Source organism: Undibacterium sp. Ji50W (assembly GCF_049340445.1).
Taxonomy (GTDB): Bacteria; Pseudomonadota; Gammaproteobacteria; order Burkholderiales; family Burkholderiaceae_D; genus Undibacterium.
In genome coordinates this window covers 1-15,078 of record NZ_JBMPOX010000001.1, presented here as the reverse complement: position 1 = coordinate 15,078, position 15,078 = coordinate 1, and the positions used below count along the sequence as shown (strand labels likewise).

Here is a 15,078-nt window from a genome sequence, read left to right as displayed (position 1 = left end):
GCAGCACGCCCCCCTCTATTTTACAACATCTTTCTCAGGCTACATCAAAACATCAGCCTTCGATCAATATCCTCAGCATACGGCGCAGTGGTTCTGCGGCACCCCACAGCAATTGATCGCCAACTGTAAAGGCACCCACATATTCAGGACCCATGGCCAGTTTGCGGATACGGCCAACCGGGATAGTCATGGTACCGGTCACAGCCACCGGTGTCAGGTCACGGATGCTGGCTTCACGGGTATTTGGCACGACTTTAACCCATTCATTGTCAGCAGCGATCATGGCTTCGATATCGGCTACCGGCACGTCTTTTTTCAGCTTGAATGTCAATGCCTGGCTGTGACAACGCATGGCACCAATACGCACGCAGAAACCATCGACTGGTACAGCTGCCGTACCAAAGCCTGCGCCCTGGCCAAGTATCTTGTTGGTTTCGGCCATGCCCTTCCATTCTTCCTTCGACATGCCGTCACCCAGGTCTTTGTCAATCCAGGGAATCAGCGAGCCACCCAGCGGCACACCAAAATTGGCGGTTTCATCAGCAGTCAGGGAACGCTGTTTGGCGATCACTTTACGGTCGATTTCCAGAATCGCACTTTTCGGATCATCCAGCAAAGTACGCACTTCTGCATTCAAAGTACCGTATTGCGTCAGCAATTCACGCATATGCTGGGCACCACCACCAGATGCTGCCTGGTAAGTCTGGGTGCTCATCCATTCGACCAGACCAGCCTTGTACAGCGCACCGACGCCCATCAGCATGCAACTGACCGTGCAGTTGCCGCCTATCCAGTCTTTTTGTCCATTGAGCAACGCTTGCTTGATCACGGGCAGATTGACCGGGTCCAGCACGATGACTGCATTTTCATTCATGCGCAGGCTGGATGCTGCATCGATCCAGTGGCCTGTCCAGCCAGTTGCACGCAACTTTGGATAAATGTCATTGGTGTAGTCACCACCCTGGCAGGTAATAATAATTTCGCACTTCTTCAGCGCATCAATATTATTTGCGTCTTGCAAGGTTTTTTCATTCTTCGCCATTACAGGGGCTGTGCCACCTGTATTCGAAGTAGAAAAAAATACGGGTTCAATATGATCAAAATCACCTTCTTCCTGCATGCGTTGCATCAGGACAGAACCCACCATACCGCGCCAACCTACCAGACCCACCAGTTTCATCATTTTTCCCTAAAATTTTGCAGGACGTCCCTGCCCTTCTAATAAATCAGAGGAATTACGCAAAATCGTCCCAGCAAGGCGTCAGCGACGAAGACAGTACTTTAGTACGCGGCTCCTAGGAGAGGAGCTGCAACGCAGCTGGGGCGGTTTTGCGTAAGTCCTACCAAATTAATTCAATGCTTTTACAACTGCTTCACCCATCTCGGTCGTACCCACCTTGGTAGTCCCGGCCTCATAAATATCCGGCGTACGCAAACCCTGGGCCAACACTTTCTTGACGGCATTTTCTATACGATCTGCCTGCTCGGCCTTGTTCAGCGAATAACGCAGCATCATGGCAGCCGACAGGATGGTGGCCAAAGGATTGGCCACGCCCTTGCCGGCGATATCTGGTGCCGAACCATGGGATGGCTCGTACAAACCCTTGTTATTCGCATCCAGCGATGCCGATGGCAACATGCCTATGGAACCCGTCAGCATGGATGCCTGATCGGACAAGATATCACCGAACATATTGCCGGTGACGATGACATCGAATTTCTTCGGTGCACGCACCAATTGCATGGCAGCATTGTCGACATACATATGATCGAGCGCGACATCCGGGTATTCTTTATGCACATCAGTGACGATTTCTTTCCAGAACTGGAAAGTTTCCAACACATTGGCCTTGTCAACACTGGTCAGGCGCTTGCCGCGTTTTTGTGCTGCCTGGAAAGCTACATGGGCAATGCGACGGATTTCAGATTCGGCATAGCGCATGGTATCAAAGCCTTCGCGCTCGCCTTTGAACGGGCCATCCGGGCAAACACGCACACCGCGTGGCTGACCAAAATAAATATCGCCTGTCAGTTCACGAATGATCAGGATGTCCAGGCCAGAAACTACTTCCGGCTTCAGCGTGGAAGCACCTGCCAGTTCGGGATACATGATGGCCGGACGCAGATTGGCAAACAGCTTCAGGTTTTTACGCAAACCCAGGATAGCCTGCTCAGGACGCAAGGGGCGGTCCAGGGTGTCGTATTTCCAGTCGCCCACCGCACCAAACAATATGGCATCTGCTGCCAGCGCCAGTTTCAGCGTGGCTTCTGGCAAAGGATGGCCAGAGGCTTCATAACCGGCGCCGCCGACGGGGGCTGTTTCCATTTCAAAGGATTCGCCCAGCACATTCAATACCTTGACTGCCTGCTCAACAATTTCCGGACCTATGCCATCACCTGGCAAAATAGCAATTTTCATAGTGGATCAATAAGGGATCAATAAGGGATCAAAACAACAGATTAAAAAAGATGCGCTTAAATGGTATTAGCCAGCCACGGTTGGGCTGCAATATGGCGCTCTTCGAATGCGCGTATCTTGTCGGACTGACGCAGGGTCAGGCCAATATCGTCAAGACCATTGATCAGGCAGTATTTGCGGAAGGCATCAATATCGAACGGGTAGCTGGCGCTGCCAGTCGTGGTGCGCACGACCTGCTGCTCCAGATCCACCAGCAACCTGTAACCAGGGAAGGCCTTGACTTCATTGAACAAGGCATCCACCTGGGCTTCGCTCAAGACGATGGGCACAACGCCATTTTTATAGCAGTTATTAAAGAAAATGTCGGCAAAACTGGGGGCGATAATGGCACGGAAGCCATATTGCTCCAGCGCCCAGGGCGCATGCTCACGCGAAGAACCGCAACCGAAGTTCTTGCGCGTCAACAATATGGATGCCCCCTGATAACGCGGGTGATTCAACACAAAATCCGGGTTCAATGGACGCTTGCTATTGTCCATGCCAGGCTCGCCATGATCAAGATAGCGCCATTCATCAAACAGATTTGGGCCAAAGCCGCTGCGTTTGATGGATTTCAAAAACTGCTTGGGGATGATGGCATCCGTATCTACATTGGCCCTGTCCATGGGCGCAACCAGACCATCAAGTAAAGTAAATTTTTCCATGTCGCTACTTATTTTTTGCCTGCATTCTCGACTGCTTCGCCAGCCTTTTTAACGTCTTTACCCAAACCCTGAACGGTATTGCAGCCTGCCAGGATGAAAGCGCAAATCGCCAGTGCAAATAATTTCTTCATGTCTTTCCTCCGCAATACATTAATTCAAACTACGTATGTCAATAAAGTGTCCTGCGACACCTGCCGCTGCAGCCATGGCCGGCGATACCAGATGGGTACGTCCACCCTGCCCCTGACGCCCTTCAAAATTACGATTCGAGGTAGAAGCACAACGCTCGCCCGGCTCCAGACGGTCGGCATTCATGGCCAGGCACATGGAACAACCCGGCTCACGCCATTCAAATCCGGCGGCCTTGAAAATCTTGTCCAGGCCTTCACGCTCGGCCTGCTCTTTGACCAGACCAGAACCCGGCACCACCATCGCCAGCTTCACATTCGATGCACGGTATTTACCACGCACCACGGCAGCGGCGGCACGCAGATCTTCTATACGCGAATTGGTGCAGGAACCGATAAATACCTTGTCGATACGGATATCAGAAATCGCGGTATTTGGCTGCAACGCCATGTACACCAGGGCTTTTTCTATAGCATCGCGTTTGACGGCATCTTTTTCCTGCTCAGGATCAGGTACGCGGCCATCTATGGCGACGACCATTTCGGGCGACGTACCCCAGGTCACCTGCGGCTTGATATCGGCAGCATTCAGTGTCACCACCATATCGAATTTGGCACCGGCATCGGTGTGCAGGGTGCGCCAGTATTCAACGGCACGTTCCCAATGCGGGCCAACCGGTGAAAATGGGCGGCCTTTGACATAATCGATCGTTGTCTGGTCCACCGCCACCATACCAGCACGGGCACCAGCTTCAATCGCCATGTTGCAAACCGTCATGCGGCCTTCCATGGACAGGCTGCGAATGGTGGAACCGGCAAATTCGATGGCATAACCAGTACCGCCCGCGGTACCGATCTTGCCGATAATCGCCAGCACGATATCTTTGGCTGTCACGCCAGATGGCAATGCGCCATCTACCTGCACCAGCATGGCCTTGGATTTTTTAGCGATCAATGTCTGGGTTGCCAGCACATGCTCCACTTCCGACGTGCCTATGCCATGCGCCAGGCAGGCGAATGCACCATGCGTGGAGGTGTGTGAATCACCACACACCACGGTCATGCCGGGCAAGGTCGCGCCTTGCTCAGGGCCGATAACGTGGACGATACCTTGACGTTTGTCAGCCATGCCGAAATAAGTCAGTCCATATTCCTTGGCATTGCCATCCAGCGTTTCCACCTGCAGGCGCGAAATGGGATCATCAATACCATTGACGCGATTGGTGGTTGGTACATTGTGGTCGGCCACCACCAGGTTGGCGGACAGGCGCCATGGTTTTCTGCCAGCCAGTTTCAGGCCGTCAAAAGCCTGGGGGCTGGTAACTTCGTGCAAGAGATGCCGATCTATGTACAGAATGGCAGTACCATCCTCCTCGGAATGCACTACATGAGATTCCCACAATTTGTCGTAAAGCGTTTTAAGCATGATCTGAAGCCTGAAAATAGGTCAATAATCCGTACTGCATCAATTTTTTGCATTTGATTATGCCACAATTGTGCAATGCAAAACCACGTCTCACGCCAAATTGGTGCATGAAAATTTCAAGATAAAAATCAGGTTTGAATTAAATCGCCAAATTTTCATCTGACATGGGATGGAAATCTGGAAATTTCCCGGTGAATATTTTGATGCAGTCTGGAAACAAAAGCCATCAAAAGACATGCAGAACATGTCATTGATTAAGTTCCCCACTACAGCATACCACTTACCCGGACCAAGGCCAGTCCGGGTGATTTTTCATGGTGACCCATGGTGACCATCTGGCATGGTCACCCTGTCTACAGTATAGAGTGAAAGATCAGCCAGGCAAGCGCACATCTGCGCATTGGGCACGATGGCGCAGGGCATGGTCCATCAACACCAGTGCCAGCATGGATTCAACAATCGGTGTTGCCCGTATACCTACACAGGGGTCGTGACGGCCAAAGGTTTCCACCATGACCGGATTGCCATCCTTGTCTATTGAGCGACGTGGGACGCGTATCGATGAGGTTGGCTTGATGGCGATGGATACCGTGATGTCCTGACCAGTGGAAATACCACCCAGAATGCCACCGGCATTGTTGCCGATAAAACCTTCCGGCGTCAGTTCATCACCATGTACCGAGCCACGCTGTGCAACGGACCTGAATCCGGCACCGATTTCCACTCCTTTGACGGCATTGATGCCCATCATGGCATAGGCGATTTCCGCATCCAGCTTGTCATAAATGGGTTCCCCCAGCCCTACCGGCACCTTGCTGGCCACCACATCAATTTTGGCACCGATGGAATCCCCGTCTTTTCTTAAGGCATCCATATAATCTTCAAGCCGCTGTATCAGCACGGCATCGGCGGTTGGCGCAAAAAATGGATTATCGACGGTATGAGCCCAGGCTTCAAACGGGATATCGATCTCACCGAGTTGGCTCATGCCGCCATGGAATACCGTTCCATATTGCTGATGCAACCATTTTTTGGCGACCGCACCCGCCCCTACCACCGGCGCCGTCAGGCGTGCCGACGAGCGTCCGCCACCGCGCGGGTCACGAATGCCATATTTATTCCAGTAGGTGAAATCAGCATGGCCGGGCCGGAAGGTTTCGGTGATGTTGCCGTAATCCTTGCTGCGCTGATCCTGGTTACGTATCAATAGCCCAATCGGCGTGCCCGTGGTTTTACCCTGATAGACGCCGGACAGTATCTCTACCGTGTCTGGTTCCTGACGTTGTGTCACATGACGCGAGGTACCCGGGCGACGGCGATCAAGTTCTGGCTGTATATCGGCTTCGGACAGCTCCATGCCTGGCGGGCATCCATCAATAACACAACCGATGGCAGGCCCATGTGATTCGCCAAAGGTGGTAACAGTAAACAAAGTGCCGAAAGTATTGCCAGACATAAGTATGTGAAGAAAAGTAGGTGAATAGACAAATCTATCCGCATTTTACCAGTGAAGCGGCAGGCGCTGAATTCAAGTTCCGGGAAACTTGACCGGAGATTTCGCAAATTATCAAGAAATTCAAAGTATTTTTCTTCCCAATCGGTCAAATCTTGTTTTATTCTTACCAAAGAGACGAGTTGACGCTTGGCTGACGCTAGGTTTAGTGTCATAGTTCCACAAGGAACAAATTTTGCAGCGCCCTTAGAACGTGTTTACGATCTGTAGCGAGCGAGCGTTTGTGCATCAGCGGGGTAAGGCTAACAAAAACGCAGCGCAAAAAGTGGAATGTACTCTAAGTACATGAGCATTTTGAGCAGCGCATGAGCCCCGCGTGGACTACGATTGCGCTCGCGCTTAAGATCGTAAACAGGTTCTTACCATAAGATATGCCAAGCATGGAGCCGCATTACAGATGAATTCAACGATCCACTCGTCCGAAGATGATCTGGTTTTCCTGGAAGAACCAGACAGCGAAGAAGCTTCGGTGGCATCCAAGCCCATGCAGACTTGGCGGATCATGATTATTGATGATGATCCGGATGTGCATTCGGCCACCACCTTTGCGCTGGGCAGTCTTGAAATACAGCATCGCGCGCTGAGCTTTCTGCATGCCTATTCTGCGGCAGAAGCACGTGACATATTGCAAAGCGAGTCGGATATCGCCATCATCCTGCTGGACGTGGTCATGGAGCAGGAAGACGCTGGCCTGCAACTGGTCAGCCATATCCGGAAGACTCTGGGCCTGACCGATGTCAGGATCATACTGCGTACCGGCCAGCCAGGTTATGCGCCTGAAATTGATGCAATTCGTGACTACGACATCAATGACTATAAAACCAAATCCGAACTGACACGTACCAAGCTGTACACCGCCGTCACCTCGGCAATCCGCTCTTACGAACAAATCTGCGCCATCAGCGCCAGCCGGCGTGGCCTGGAAATGATCATTCATGCCAGCACCGAACTGATGGCGCTGCAAGGCCTGCAAAATTTTGCTGCTGGCGTGCTGGTACAAATCAGCGGCCTGCTGGGTTTGAATACCGAAGGTTTTGTCTGCGCCAGGCAAGCCCCGGCCGAACAGCAGGAAGAAGGTGAACTATTCGTCATTGCCGCCACGGCCATGTACCAAGGCAAGCTGAATCAAGCATTGAATCAGCTTGATGCACCGGCCGCCAACATCGTCAAACGCTCACTGGAGTTGCGCCAGAGCGTGTTCGAAGCCGACATGACGGCACTGTATTTCAACAATGTGGCGCAAAAAGATTTCACGCTCTACCTGAATACTGGCCTGCACCTGAACGAGATGGACCAGCGCCTGCTGGGCGTCTTTTGCGGCAATGTATCGGTGGGTCTGGACAATGTGATGCTGACATCACGCCTGCACAATTATGCATTTTATGATCCGCTGACCGGCCTGGCGAATCGCCTCAAGCTCTTGCAGACACTGAATGAAACCCTGCAAACCTCACTGAAAAGTCATAGCGCCCTGTCACTGATCGATATCGATCACTTTGCCGAAACCAATGACGCCCTGGGCCATCAGTTTGGCGACCTGTTACTGTATTCAGTCGCGCAAAGACTAGCCAATACCTTTGGCGAAGATTGCCAGTTGGCCAGGGTCGGTAGCGACACCTTTGCCTTGCTGGGTGAGGCCAGCATGGTCTACCCGGACAAGATACTGGCCCTGTTCAACGCACCGTTTGACGTTGACCAGCAAGAAGTGCAGTTGTCGGCCACCATAGGCCTGATCAAGCTGGATGAGTATGATGGCGATGGTTCAGAAGCGCTGAAAGACACCAATATTGCCCTCAAGCGCGCCAAAATGAACCGGCGCGGCGGCTATGAATACTTCACCCGCAATATGGGTGTGGAAATTCGTGAACGTGTCTTGCTCATGCATGCCCTGCGGGCCGCCTTTGAGCGTGAAAAATTATTCTTGGTCTTCCAGCCGCAAATTGACATGCGCGATGGCCGCGTGACAGGTGCCGAAGCCCTGCTGCGCTGGAAGACAGATGATGGCCGCTTTATCCCGCCCGACCAGTTCATCCCGATTGCCGAATATTCCGGCCTGATCGTCGATATTGGCGAATGGGTATTGCGCACCGCCTGTTTTGAACTGGTGCACTTGCGCAGCCTGGGCTATACCAACTTCCAGATGGCGATCAATGTGTCGCAGGTACAGTTTTCACACCCGCTGTTCATGCAATCACTGAACAAGGCCCTGACCGATACCAAGGTGCCACCCAATTTTGTGGAACTGGAAATTACCGAATCCATGGCCATGAAAGATCCAGAACTGCTGGTCAAGACCCTGCACCAGATCAAACAGTTGGGTATGAGCGTGTCGATTGATGACTTTGGCACAGGCTTCTCTTCACTCAGCCACCTGCAAAAACTCGATGTAGACAAATTGAAAATTGACCGTGCCTTTGTCAATGAAATCCAGAAAAATTCAAGTGAAGGCAGTATCGCCAAGATGATCGTCCAGCTTGGTCAAAACCTGGGCCTGTCGATTATTGCCGAAGGGGTGGAAAGTGAAATGCAGGCCGCTACCCTGCTTTCTTACGACTGCCATATCGCCCAGGGCTATCTGTACTCCAAGCCCCTGACCCGCGACGATTTGCATGCCTGGCTGGCAACAAGATAAACCGTTCAGCCCAGCTTGTGCGCCTGACATCACCCAGAAAAATGCATAGTGATCATGCGATTGCCTGCGCGACCGTTTATTAATAGTGCATAAACAGTTCATATTGCATGGCTTTTTCTTCGTTCTGTCCTGCCGATTTTGCAGACTGTCGCATGTCGCTATCCATGTCCGGGTAATTTCCTTACAGTGCAAGCATGGACTGAAAAGTCCCGAGAAAGCAGCGCCCCCCGTTATCAGCGGCGCTGCATCGATCTGGGATACTCGCTAAAAGAGATGCATCATGAACAATACGAACACACAAAATTTCAAGGAATTCATCGCCGACATGATGGCTTTGCTGAGCAGAGTCTTCGACAAGACAGCGGCCTGGGTCACGCAATTATCGTGGTGGAAATTTCTGCTGTTTGCCGCGCTGACCATTGCCGCTGGCGGCATTTTGCAGGACGCCCTGTTCACGTCTGAAGAAAATGTGATCATCAAGAAAAACACGCCTTCGGCAAAAGCCAAGAAGACCAGCAAGATCACGGATGGCGATACCAATATTGAAATTGACAACACCGGCATCCACATCCGCAAGAACAATGCCGATGGCAAGGGCAAGCAAATCGAGATAGACGAAAACGGTATCCGCATCAACAAGGATACGGACACGCCACCAGGTACACCGGCAGCATCTGCCACAGCAACCAGCCCAGGCGCAGAGCCAGCCCCCCCTGCCGCGCCAGCCGAGCCTGCTGCTCCGCCAGCACCTCCAGCCATGCCGTCGGTTGCAGGCCATGATGATATCCACATCAAACTGCCGGCGGAAGTTGCCAGGGAAATCAGCGAAGACATCAATAATGCCGTCGCCGATGCCGCCGACGAAGAGGTGCGCAGCTACAAGCGCACGTCCTCCAAATGGTTCAAGAACTTTGTTGTGTTGCTGGTATTTGGCCTGTTTGGCATGAAGGCTCTGATGAGCGGCAAAGTCCGGGCTGAAGAAAAAGCCAAGGAAGCCGGCATGGCCGCTGAACGCGAATCGCTGCTGCGCCAGGTCAGTGAAGCACAAATGCAGATGATGCAGGCCCAGGTGGAACCACATTTCCTGTTCAACACCCTGGCCTCAGTCGAACATCTGATAGAAACCGATCCGCCACGCGCTGCCGCCATGCAGCGCAGCCTGATTGCCTATCTGCGCGCGGTCTTGCCACAAATGCGTGAAAACGCCAGCATCACCAATCTGGGCCGCGAAGCAGACATGATCAAGTCTTACCTGGAATTGCTGAAAATGCGCATGGAAGAACGCCTGAATGTCGATTTCATCATGCCGGAAGGCTTGCGCAGTGCGGCCTTCCCACCGATGATGCTGCAATCCCTGGTCGAAAATGCCATCAAGCACGGGCTGGAATGCAAGGCAGAAGGTGGCACCATACGCTTCCATGCCGAAGTCGCCCACAACAAGCTGCGCGTCTCGGTCAGCGACGATGGCCTGGGATTTGGTGCCATGCCCAGCAACGGCACCGGCCTTGGCCTGCAAAATATCCGGGAACGCCTGAAATTGATTTATAAAGAAAAAGGACAAATGATCATTACAGCCAATCAACCAAGCGGCGTTTGCGTTACCATAGAAATCCCTTACGAATTAGCCAATTAGTGACGACTATGCCAACAGCAATACTCGCCGATGATGAAAGACTGATGCGCGACCAGTTAAAGTCGCGCCTGGAACAGGTCTGGCCTGAACTGGACATCCTGGACGAAGCCAAGAATGGCGAAGAAGCCGTTGAACTGGTAGAAAAACACCGGCCTGACCTGGTGTTCCTCGACATTCGCATGCCGGTTAAGACCGGCCTGGAAGCAGCCAGGGATATCGGCAACAAAGCCCATATCGTTTTCATCACCGCGTATGACCAGTACGCCATCCAGGCCTTTGATCATGGCGCGGTTGACTATGTATTGAAACCGGCCGATGTGGATCGCCTGACACGCACCGTGGAAAGGCTGAAGCAGCGCCTGTCCAGCCAAAGCCAGCCCAGCGACATGAGCAGCATGCTGTCACAACTGGCCAAGCAGATGGGCATCAGCGCCAAACCGGATTACATGCAATGGATACAGGCCTCAATAGGCCAGGAACTGCGTCTGATACCGGTGGAAGAAATCCTGTTTTTCCAGTCCGACGAAAAATATACCCGGGTACAGACTGCCACCTATGAAGCACTGATACGCAAGCCGGTACGTGACCTGGCAGAAGAACTGGACCCTGCCCTGTTCTGGCAGATACACCGTTCTACCCTGGTGAATGCGAAAGCGATTTCTGGCGTGATCCGCGATCTGCGCGGACGTCACCTGGTGCAGATCAAGGGCCTGACCGAAAAACTGGAAGTCAGCCGCAGCTTTGTGCATTTGTTCAAGCAGATGTAAGCGCTTTAAAAAACGCAATTGGCTTGAGGCGCAGTCATGCACACGCAGTAGTGACGTGGCTCTCAGCAAGGCAGACAGGCTGCACATGGCCGCATTTTAACTTTTTGTACGATGTGCGGTTTCAGGCTCGGCGAGGAGCGGACAGCAGGCTTGCCTCTCGTGACATCGCGCAGTCGTGCAAACATTGACGATGGGGACGTGCCGTTCTAGAACTGCATCGCCGCGCTGCTGTCACCGCCCCATATCCAAAGCGTGGGGGCCGTTCCTGGCAGCCACGACTGCACATAGCGCCTTACGTAAAGTAGGATACACCAAGCCGTTGTGCCAATATCCTCGGACTAACGCCCGACTTGTTCGCCAAATCAGGATTCGCGCCACGACTGACGAGAAGAGATACGATTTCTTCACGCTTTGCCATTACGGCACGCCATAAAGGTGTATTGTCAAAAACATCTACCGGGTCAATTTCTGCGCCATTGTCTAATAGGAGTGAGCAAATCTCACGATCACAACCCCGTGCCGCAAATGCAAGCGCGGACCAATTCTGACCACGGTCCTTATGATTTGGGTTAGCCCCACTGGCTAGCAACAGCGAAACTATTGCCGGGTTGCAGTCGCTACTCAGAATGGCGTGCATAAGTGCGTCGCGTCCGTCCGAATCCGAAACACTTGTCGAAGCACCCGCGCTAAGGGACTGCCGAACACCTTCAATATCTGATCGATAAATGAAGGAAATCAATTGTTCATCAAATTTCATACTAGGCCCATATCCGTCACGTATATCCGTAGCTATCCGCCCCCATCAAGCCAAGCTTATTGACTAAGACATCGGAGTTGGTATAGCAGTGCTGCTTGTCCTGGCCTGTCCCGTACTTATCAGACATGCTTGGATTTGAGCACCACCGGTGTTGTAGTCGATTTATTGGTGCTGACCGTGCGCGGCTCCAGCCCTTCCAGACGCAAGCTGGCGCGATAGTTCTCGGTACGCAGCTTTAGGAACACCTGGCGCTTCATTTCAGTTGTCAGCATCGCAACATTCCTACATGATTAGTGAAACTGCACCTATATTGTAACGCGTCTCACTTGGTCCCCAGCTTGTAATCAAGTTCACTTCCGCTGCATTTACACAGCAAGCATGTGCAACTGACTCTCAACCGCGCCGCTCAGCGTCTTACCGAGAAACCTGGTGTCGTAGACCGGCTGCAGTACGTCGCCTTGCTCATGCAATGCCAAGGTGTTCAACGATGCCGCGAAATTGCCTAAATTTCAATCAGGCGAACAACATTTATTGTTCGCCTGATTAAAAAATGTTCAGTTTGGCGTTCGATTGAACCAAAACTTGCGCCGTTTTCTGCAAAAAATGCAGCTCAAGCGGCATAAGGTGGTTTAACCGAACACTGAACAGGGCACTGGAGCGGATGGCTGTATGGTCAGATACTAGCAGGCGTGAAGTCGCGTGAGGAGGTACTGGCTGAGATGCTCGCAGCGTTTGCAAGGCCTAGCAATGAGACCGTGCAGGCAAAGTGATTTCCCCTGTCGTCGTGCCTCAGCGGCTGCTAGGTCAAGAATGTCGTAATGAAAGAACTGCCCTCGGGCCTTGTGTGACCCCGGCCTTGGGATTCTTCGCCCCCCAGTCATTGAGCCAGCCAACCTGACGGCTCGCATGATCGTCGCTAAACGTAGCAATACCGGTGCTTTGATTGGCCTCAGCCAAGCTGCTCCCCAGCGCATTGCCAAAGGCAATTGGCCTGATGCAAAGTCGTAACCGACCTCCCCGCACACGCAGTATTGGCGCGGCTCTTGGCTAGTTCGCAGTGTTGAGTAAAGCAATTTTTTTGATGGCCACCGCCGATGTGCGGTTTTTAGATGTGCAGACGAACAGCGGTCTGATTGATATCAATAATGTCGGCTAAAGCCTATCCCGCACTAATCACGCCTACGTTCTTTGCCCTGATGCCTGGCGGTAGCATTCTGGTAGTGAGTAGGGAGGATTTTGGTAGTGTTTCGGTAGTAAAAAGGGAGAATTTAAAACGCAATTAACCATCCAGAACGAACGCGCTGGACTCATGGTGATAGGTGAATTTCGGATTGCGGTTAACGTGTTGCAATGCCCCGCTCTGCCGTTGCCATGCACACCTGGTCGCCCACTTGGAGCCTGTCAGGCAGCAAGCGAAGTCTTAATGGGATTTCTGCTGCTTGGTTTCCATGTACACGCTCAATAGCTGGTTGATGTGTGTCTGGTAAGCCCTGGCCTTGCTCCTTGAACCACTCCAGCACATCGCTCTCCAGACGGATCGTCACGGCCTGCTTGGCAGGCTGACGTAATTCAGCCGGGCGGAAGAAGTCGTCGCCCAGTTCCGCAATGTCGCTGGTGTCAATGTCTTCGTCTTTCATTGTGGCCAGCCGCTTCCAGTCTGTTGTAGATGCCTTGCTCATCGCGTTTCACCTCATTTACGTTGATGGGGTTTAAGCCAGTATCTCCAACCCTTTGCGGTCCACCAGGTTTAACAGTTTCAGTGAAGGACCGTTTGGGTGTTTTTGTCCTTGCTCCCACTTCTGCACCGTCGAAGCACTGGTGTTGAGGTAGGCCGCAAACACGGCCTGGCTCGCCTTGACGCGCAAACGCAGATGCTTGATTTGTTCCGCCGTATAGTCTTGTACTGGCGACAGACACAGTGCATCAAATTCCCGCATGGTGGTTGTGTCCATCACTCCAGCAGCATGCAAGCCTTGCGCTGTGCCGTGTAGTACGTCGAGTAATTTGTCATGTTTGCTCATTATTCACCTCGATGAGTTCTTGCGCCCGTATCGCTTTATCCAGTGCCTTGCGGTCGTATTTCATGAATTCTGACGCCATCAGTTTCAATGCCTGCAATTCTTTGTCGTCAATGTTGTCACGCTGGTTCTTGGCAAAGCCGTACAAGAAGAAGGCCTTGTCCTTGAGTTTAAAACCCAGAATCGTGCGCAATCCGCCACTCTTGCCCCGTCCACCTACCGCGACCCGTTTCTTGACGACATGTCCACCCAGGTGGGCATCAATCAAGCCTTGTCCCATCTCAGCCACAGCAGTACATAGCGCCTGCTCCGGCAAGCCTTCTTTGGCTGCCCAGCGGGCAAACCATTTCGTCAAGAAGATTTGCATGTCGTCGTGTCTCGTTATTATGAGGTTATTATATAGCACTTAGTGCCATATAACATCCTTGTGAAGCTTAGTTCAGCGCGGCGCAACACCCTGCTCCGCCAGCGCCGTGCGCAGTTGCTCCCCCGCCTCCTGCATGGCATAGGCTTCTTCTTCACTGGCCGCCAGTGGCCGGTAATCGCTATAGCCAACACCTTTGGCAAATCCTACTGTCAGATCAAATCGAAACTACTATAGCTCACTCACGTCCTGGCCAACCTCCGAACTTCCGCCACTCATTTATATAAGCTAACGCCTGCTCTTCAGAAATTTCGGAAAATTCAAAATCAAAGTCACCTTTCAGCCATAAGTCGATAACTATAAATACATCCTCATCTGTGCTTGACCAATTGCCATTAAATTTCGCTCTATATCCTTAGAATACAAAACAGGATGAGCCGACAGAGGGCGCCGATAAATCTCGTAAGGCTTTCCAGCACCGTTATCCAGCAAATAATATTTAAAATTATTCATCGTTTCAATTTCACGTTTTGGATTGCCTCTATACCAACGGGGTTCAGCACACGAGAAGAATTTTCAATCATTTGAAGTCACTAGTGTCCGGTTAAATTGGTAAGTAAAGCCAGCAAAGCTAATGCAGGCGCTGGTTTTGGCGGTTTTAGGGGTGTCCACGATTTGAATTTAAAATATGTCATTTGCGATAATCTCCGGTTTATT

At 52.0% G+C, this 15,078-nt stretch carries 15 protein-coding genes; 3 read left to right on the top strand and 12 right to left on the bottom strand.

Annotated features, from left to right (window positions below; all coding sequences use genetic code 11):
- Positions 1–52 precede the first annotated feature (52 nt).
- From asd to aroC, 6 genes are all read right to left on the bottom strand, one after another.
- A complete protein-coding gene (gene asd, locus ACO0K9_RS00075) occupies positions 53–1,183 on the bottom strand; it encodes an aspartate-semialdehyde dehydrogenase (protein ID WP_422980642.1) in 1,131 nt (376 codons plus the stop codon).
- A gap of 165 nt (positions 1,184–1,348) precedes the next feature.
- Positions 1,349–2,419, bottom strand: a complete 1,071-nt coding sequence (gene leuB / locus ACO0K9_RS00070; protein ID WP_422980641.1) for a 3-isopropylmalate dehydrogenase — start codon at positions 2,417–2,419, stop codon at positions 1,349–1,351.
- A 56-nt stretch (positions 2,420–2,475) separates the two neighbouring features.
- The gene (gene leuD, locus ACO0K9_RS00065; RefSeq protein WP_422980640.1) at positions 2,476–3,123 is read right to left on the bottom strand and encodes a 3-isopropylmalate dehydratase small subunit; all 648 of its coding nucleotides are present in this window, start codon (positions 3,121–3,123) and stop codon (positions 2,476–2,478) included.
- Between the two features lie 8 nt (positions 3,124–3,131).
- Entirely contained in the window at positions 3,132–3,254 is a 123-nt protein-coding gene (locus ACO0K9_RS00060; RefSeq protein ID WP_186945679.1) for an entericidin A/B family lipoprotein, read from the bottom strand.
- A gap of 19 nt (positions 3,255–3,273) precedes the next feature.
- On the bottom strand, positions 3,274–4,677 hold the full coding sequence (gene leuC, locus ACO0K9_RS00055) for a 3-isopropylmalate dehydratase large subunit (RefSeq protein ID WP_422980639.1): 1,404 nt from the start codon (positions 4,675–4,677) through the stop codon (positions 3,274–3,276).
- Between the two features lie 373 nt (positions 4,678–5,050).
- The gene (aroC, locus tag ACO0K9_RS00050) at positions 5,051–6,133 is read right to left on the bottom strand and encodes a chorismate synthase (RefSeq protein ID WP_422980638.1); all 1,083 of its coding nucleotides are present in this window, start codon (positions 6,131–6,133) and stop codon (positions 5,051–5,053) included.
- Between the two features lie 454 nt (positions 6,134–6,587).
- Between aroC and ACO0K9_RS00045 the strand changes: the two genes are divergently transcribed.
- The 3 genes from ACO0K9_RS00045 to ACO0K9_RS00035 all read left to right on the top strand — a co-directional run bounded on the left by ACO0K9_RS00045 (position 6,588) and on the right by ACO0K9_RS00035 (position 11,222).
- Complete coding sequence (locus tag ACO0K9_RS00045) at positions 6,588–8,822, top strand: GGDEF/EAL domain-containing response regulator (RefSeq protein ID WP_422980637.1); 2,235 nt, start codon at positions 6,588–6,590, stop codon at positions 8,820–8,822.
- A gap of 280 nt (positions 8,823–9,102) precedes the next feature.
- On the top strand, positions 9,103–10,455 hold the full coding sequence (locus ACO0K9_RS00040) for a sensor histidine kinase (protein ID WP_422980636.1): 1,353 nt from the start codon (positions 9,103–9,105) through the stop codon (positions 10,453–10,455).
- An 8-nt stretch (positions 10,456–10,463) separates the two neighbouring features.
- Positions 10,464–11,222, top strand: a complete 759-nt coding sequence (locus ACO0K9_RS00035) for a LytR/AlgR family response regulator transcription factor (RefSeq protein ID WP_422980635.1) — start codon at positions 10,464–10,466, stop codon at positions 11,220–11,222.
- A gap of 292 nt (positions 11,223–11,514) precedes the next feature.
- On the opposite strand, the gene ACO0K9_RS00030 is transcribed toward ACO0K9_RS00035, so the two are convergent.
- The 6 genes from ACO0K9_RS00030 to ACO0K9_RS00005 all read right to left on the bottom strand — a co-directional run bounded on the left by ACO0K9_RS00030 (position 11,515) and on the right by ACO0K9_RS00005 (position 14,577).
- Entirely contained in the window at positions 11,515–11,979 is a 465-nt protein-coding gene (locus ACO0K9_RS00030) for an ankyrin repeat domain-containing protein (protein WP_422980634.1), read from the bottom strand.
- Between the two features lie 119 nt (positions 11,980–12,098).
- Complete coding sequence (locus ACO0K9_RS00025) at positions 12,099–12,251, bottom strand: YhfG family protein (RefSeq protein ID WP_422980633.1); 153 nt, start codon at positions 12,249–12,251, stop codon at positions 12,099–12,101.
- 1,065 nt (positions 12,252–13,316) lie between these two features.
- Complete coding sequence (locus ACO0K9_RS00020; protein ID WP_422980632.1) at positions 13,317–13,658, bottom strand: BrnA antitoxin family protein; 342 nt, start codon at positions 13,656–13,658, stop codon at positions 13,317–13,319.
- A gap of 30 nt (positions 13,659–13,688) precedes the next feature.
- Positions 13,689–14,000, bottom strand: coding sequence for a helix-turn-helix domain-containing protein (locus ACO0K9_RS00015; protein ID WP_422980631.1), 312 nt, complete (start codon positions 13,998–14,000; stop codon positions 13,689–13,691).
- Positions 13,987–14,364: a type II toxin-antitoxin system RelE/ParE family toxin gene (locus ACO0K9_RS00010; RefSeq protein ID WP_422980630.1), complete on the bottom strand. Its 378-nt coding sequence runs from the start codon at positions 14,362–14,364 to the stop codon at positions 13,987–13,989. Before ACO0K9_RS00010 ends, ACO0K9_RS00015 begins: the two co-directional genes overlap by 14 nt.
- Positions 14,365–14,436: 72 nt before the next feature.
- Positions 14,437–14,577: a DUF7706 family protein gene (locus tag ACO0K9_RS00005; protein ID WP_422982472.1), complete on the bottom strand. Its 141-nt coding sequence runs from the start codon at positions 14,575–14,577 to the stop codon at positions 14,437–14,439.
- Positions 14,578–15,078 lie beyond the last annotated feature (501 nt).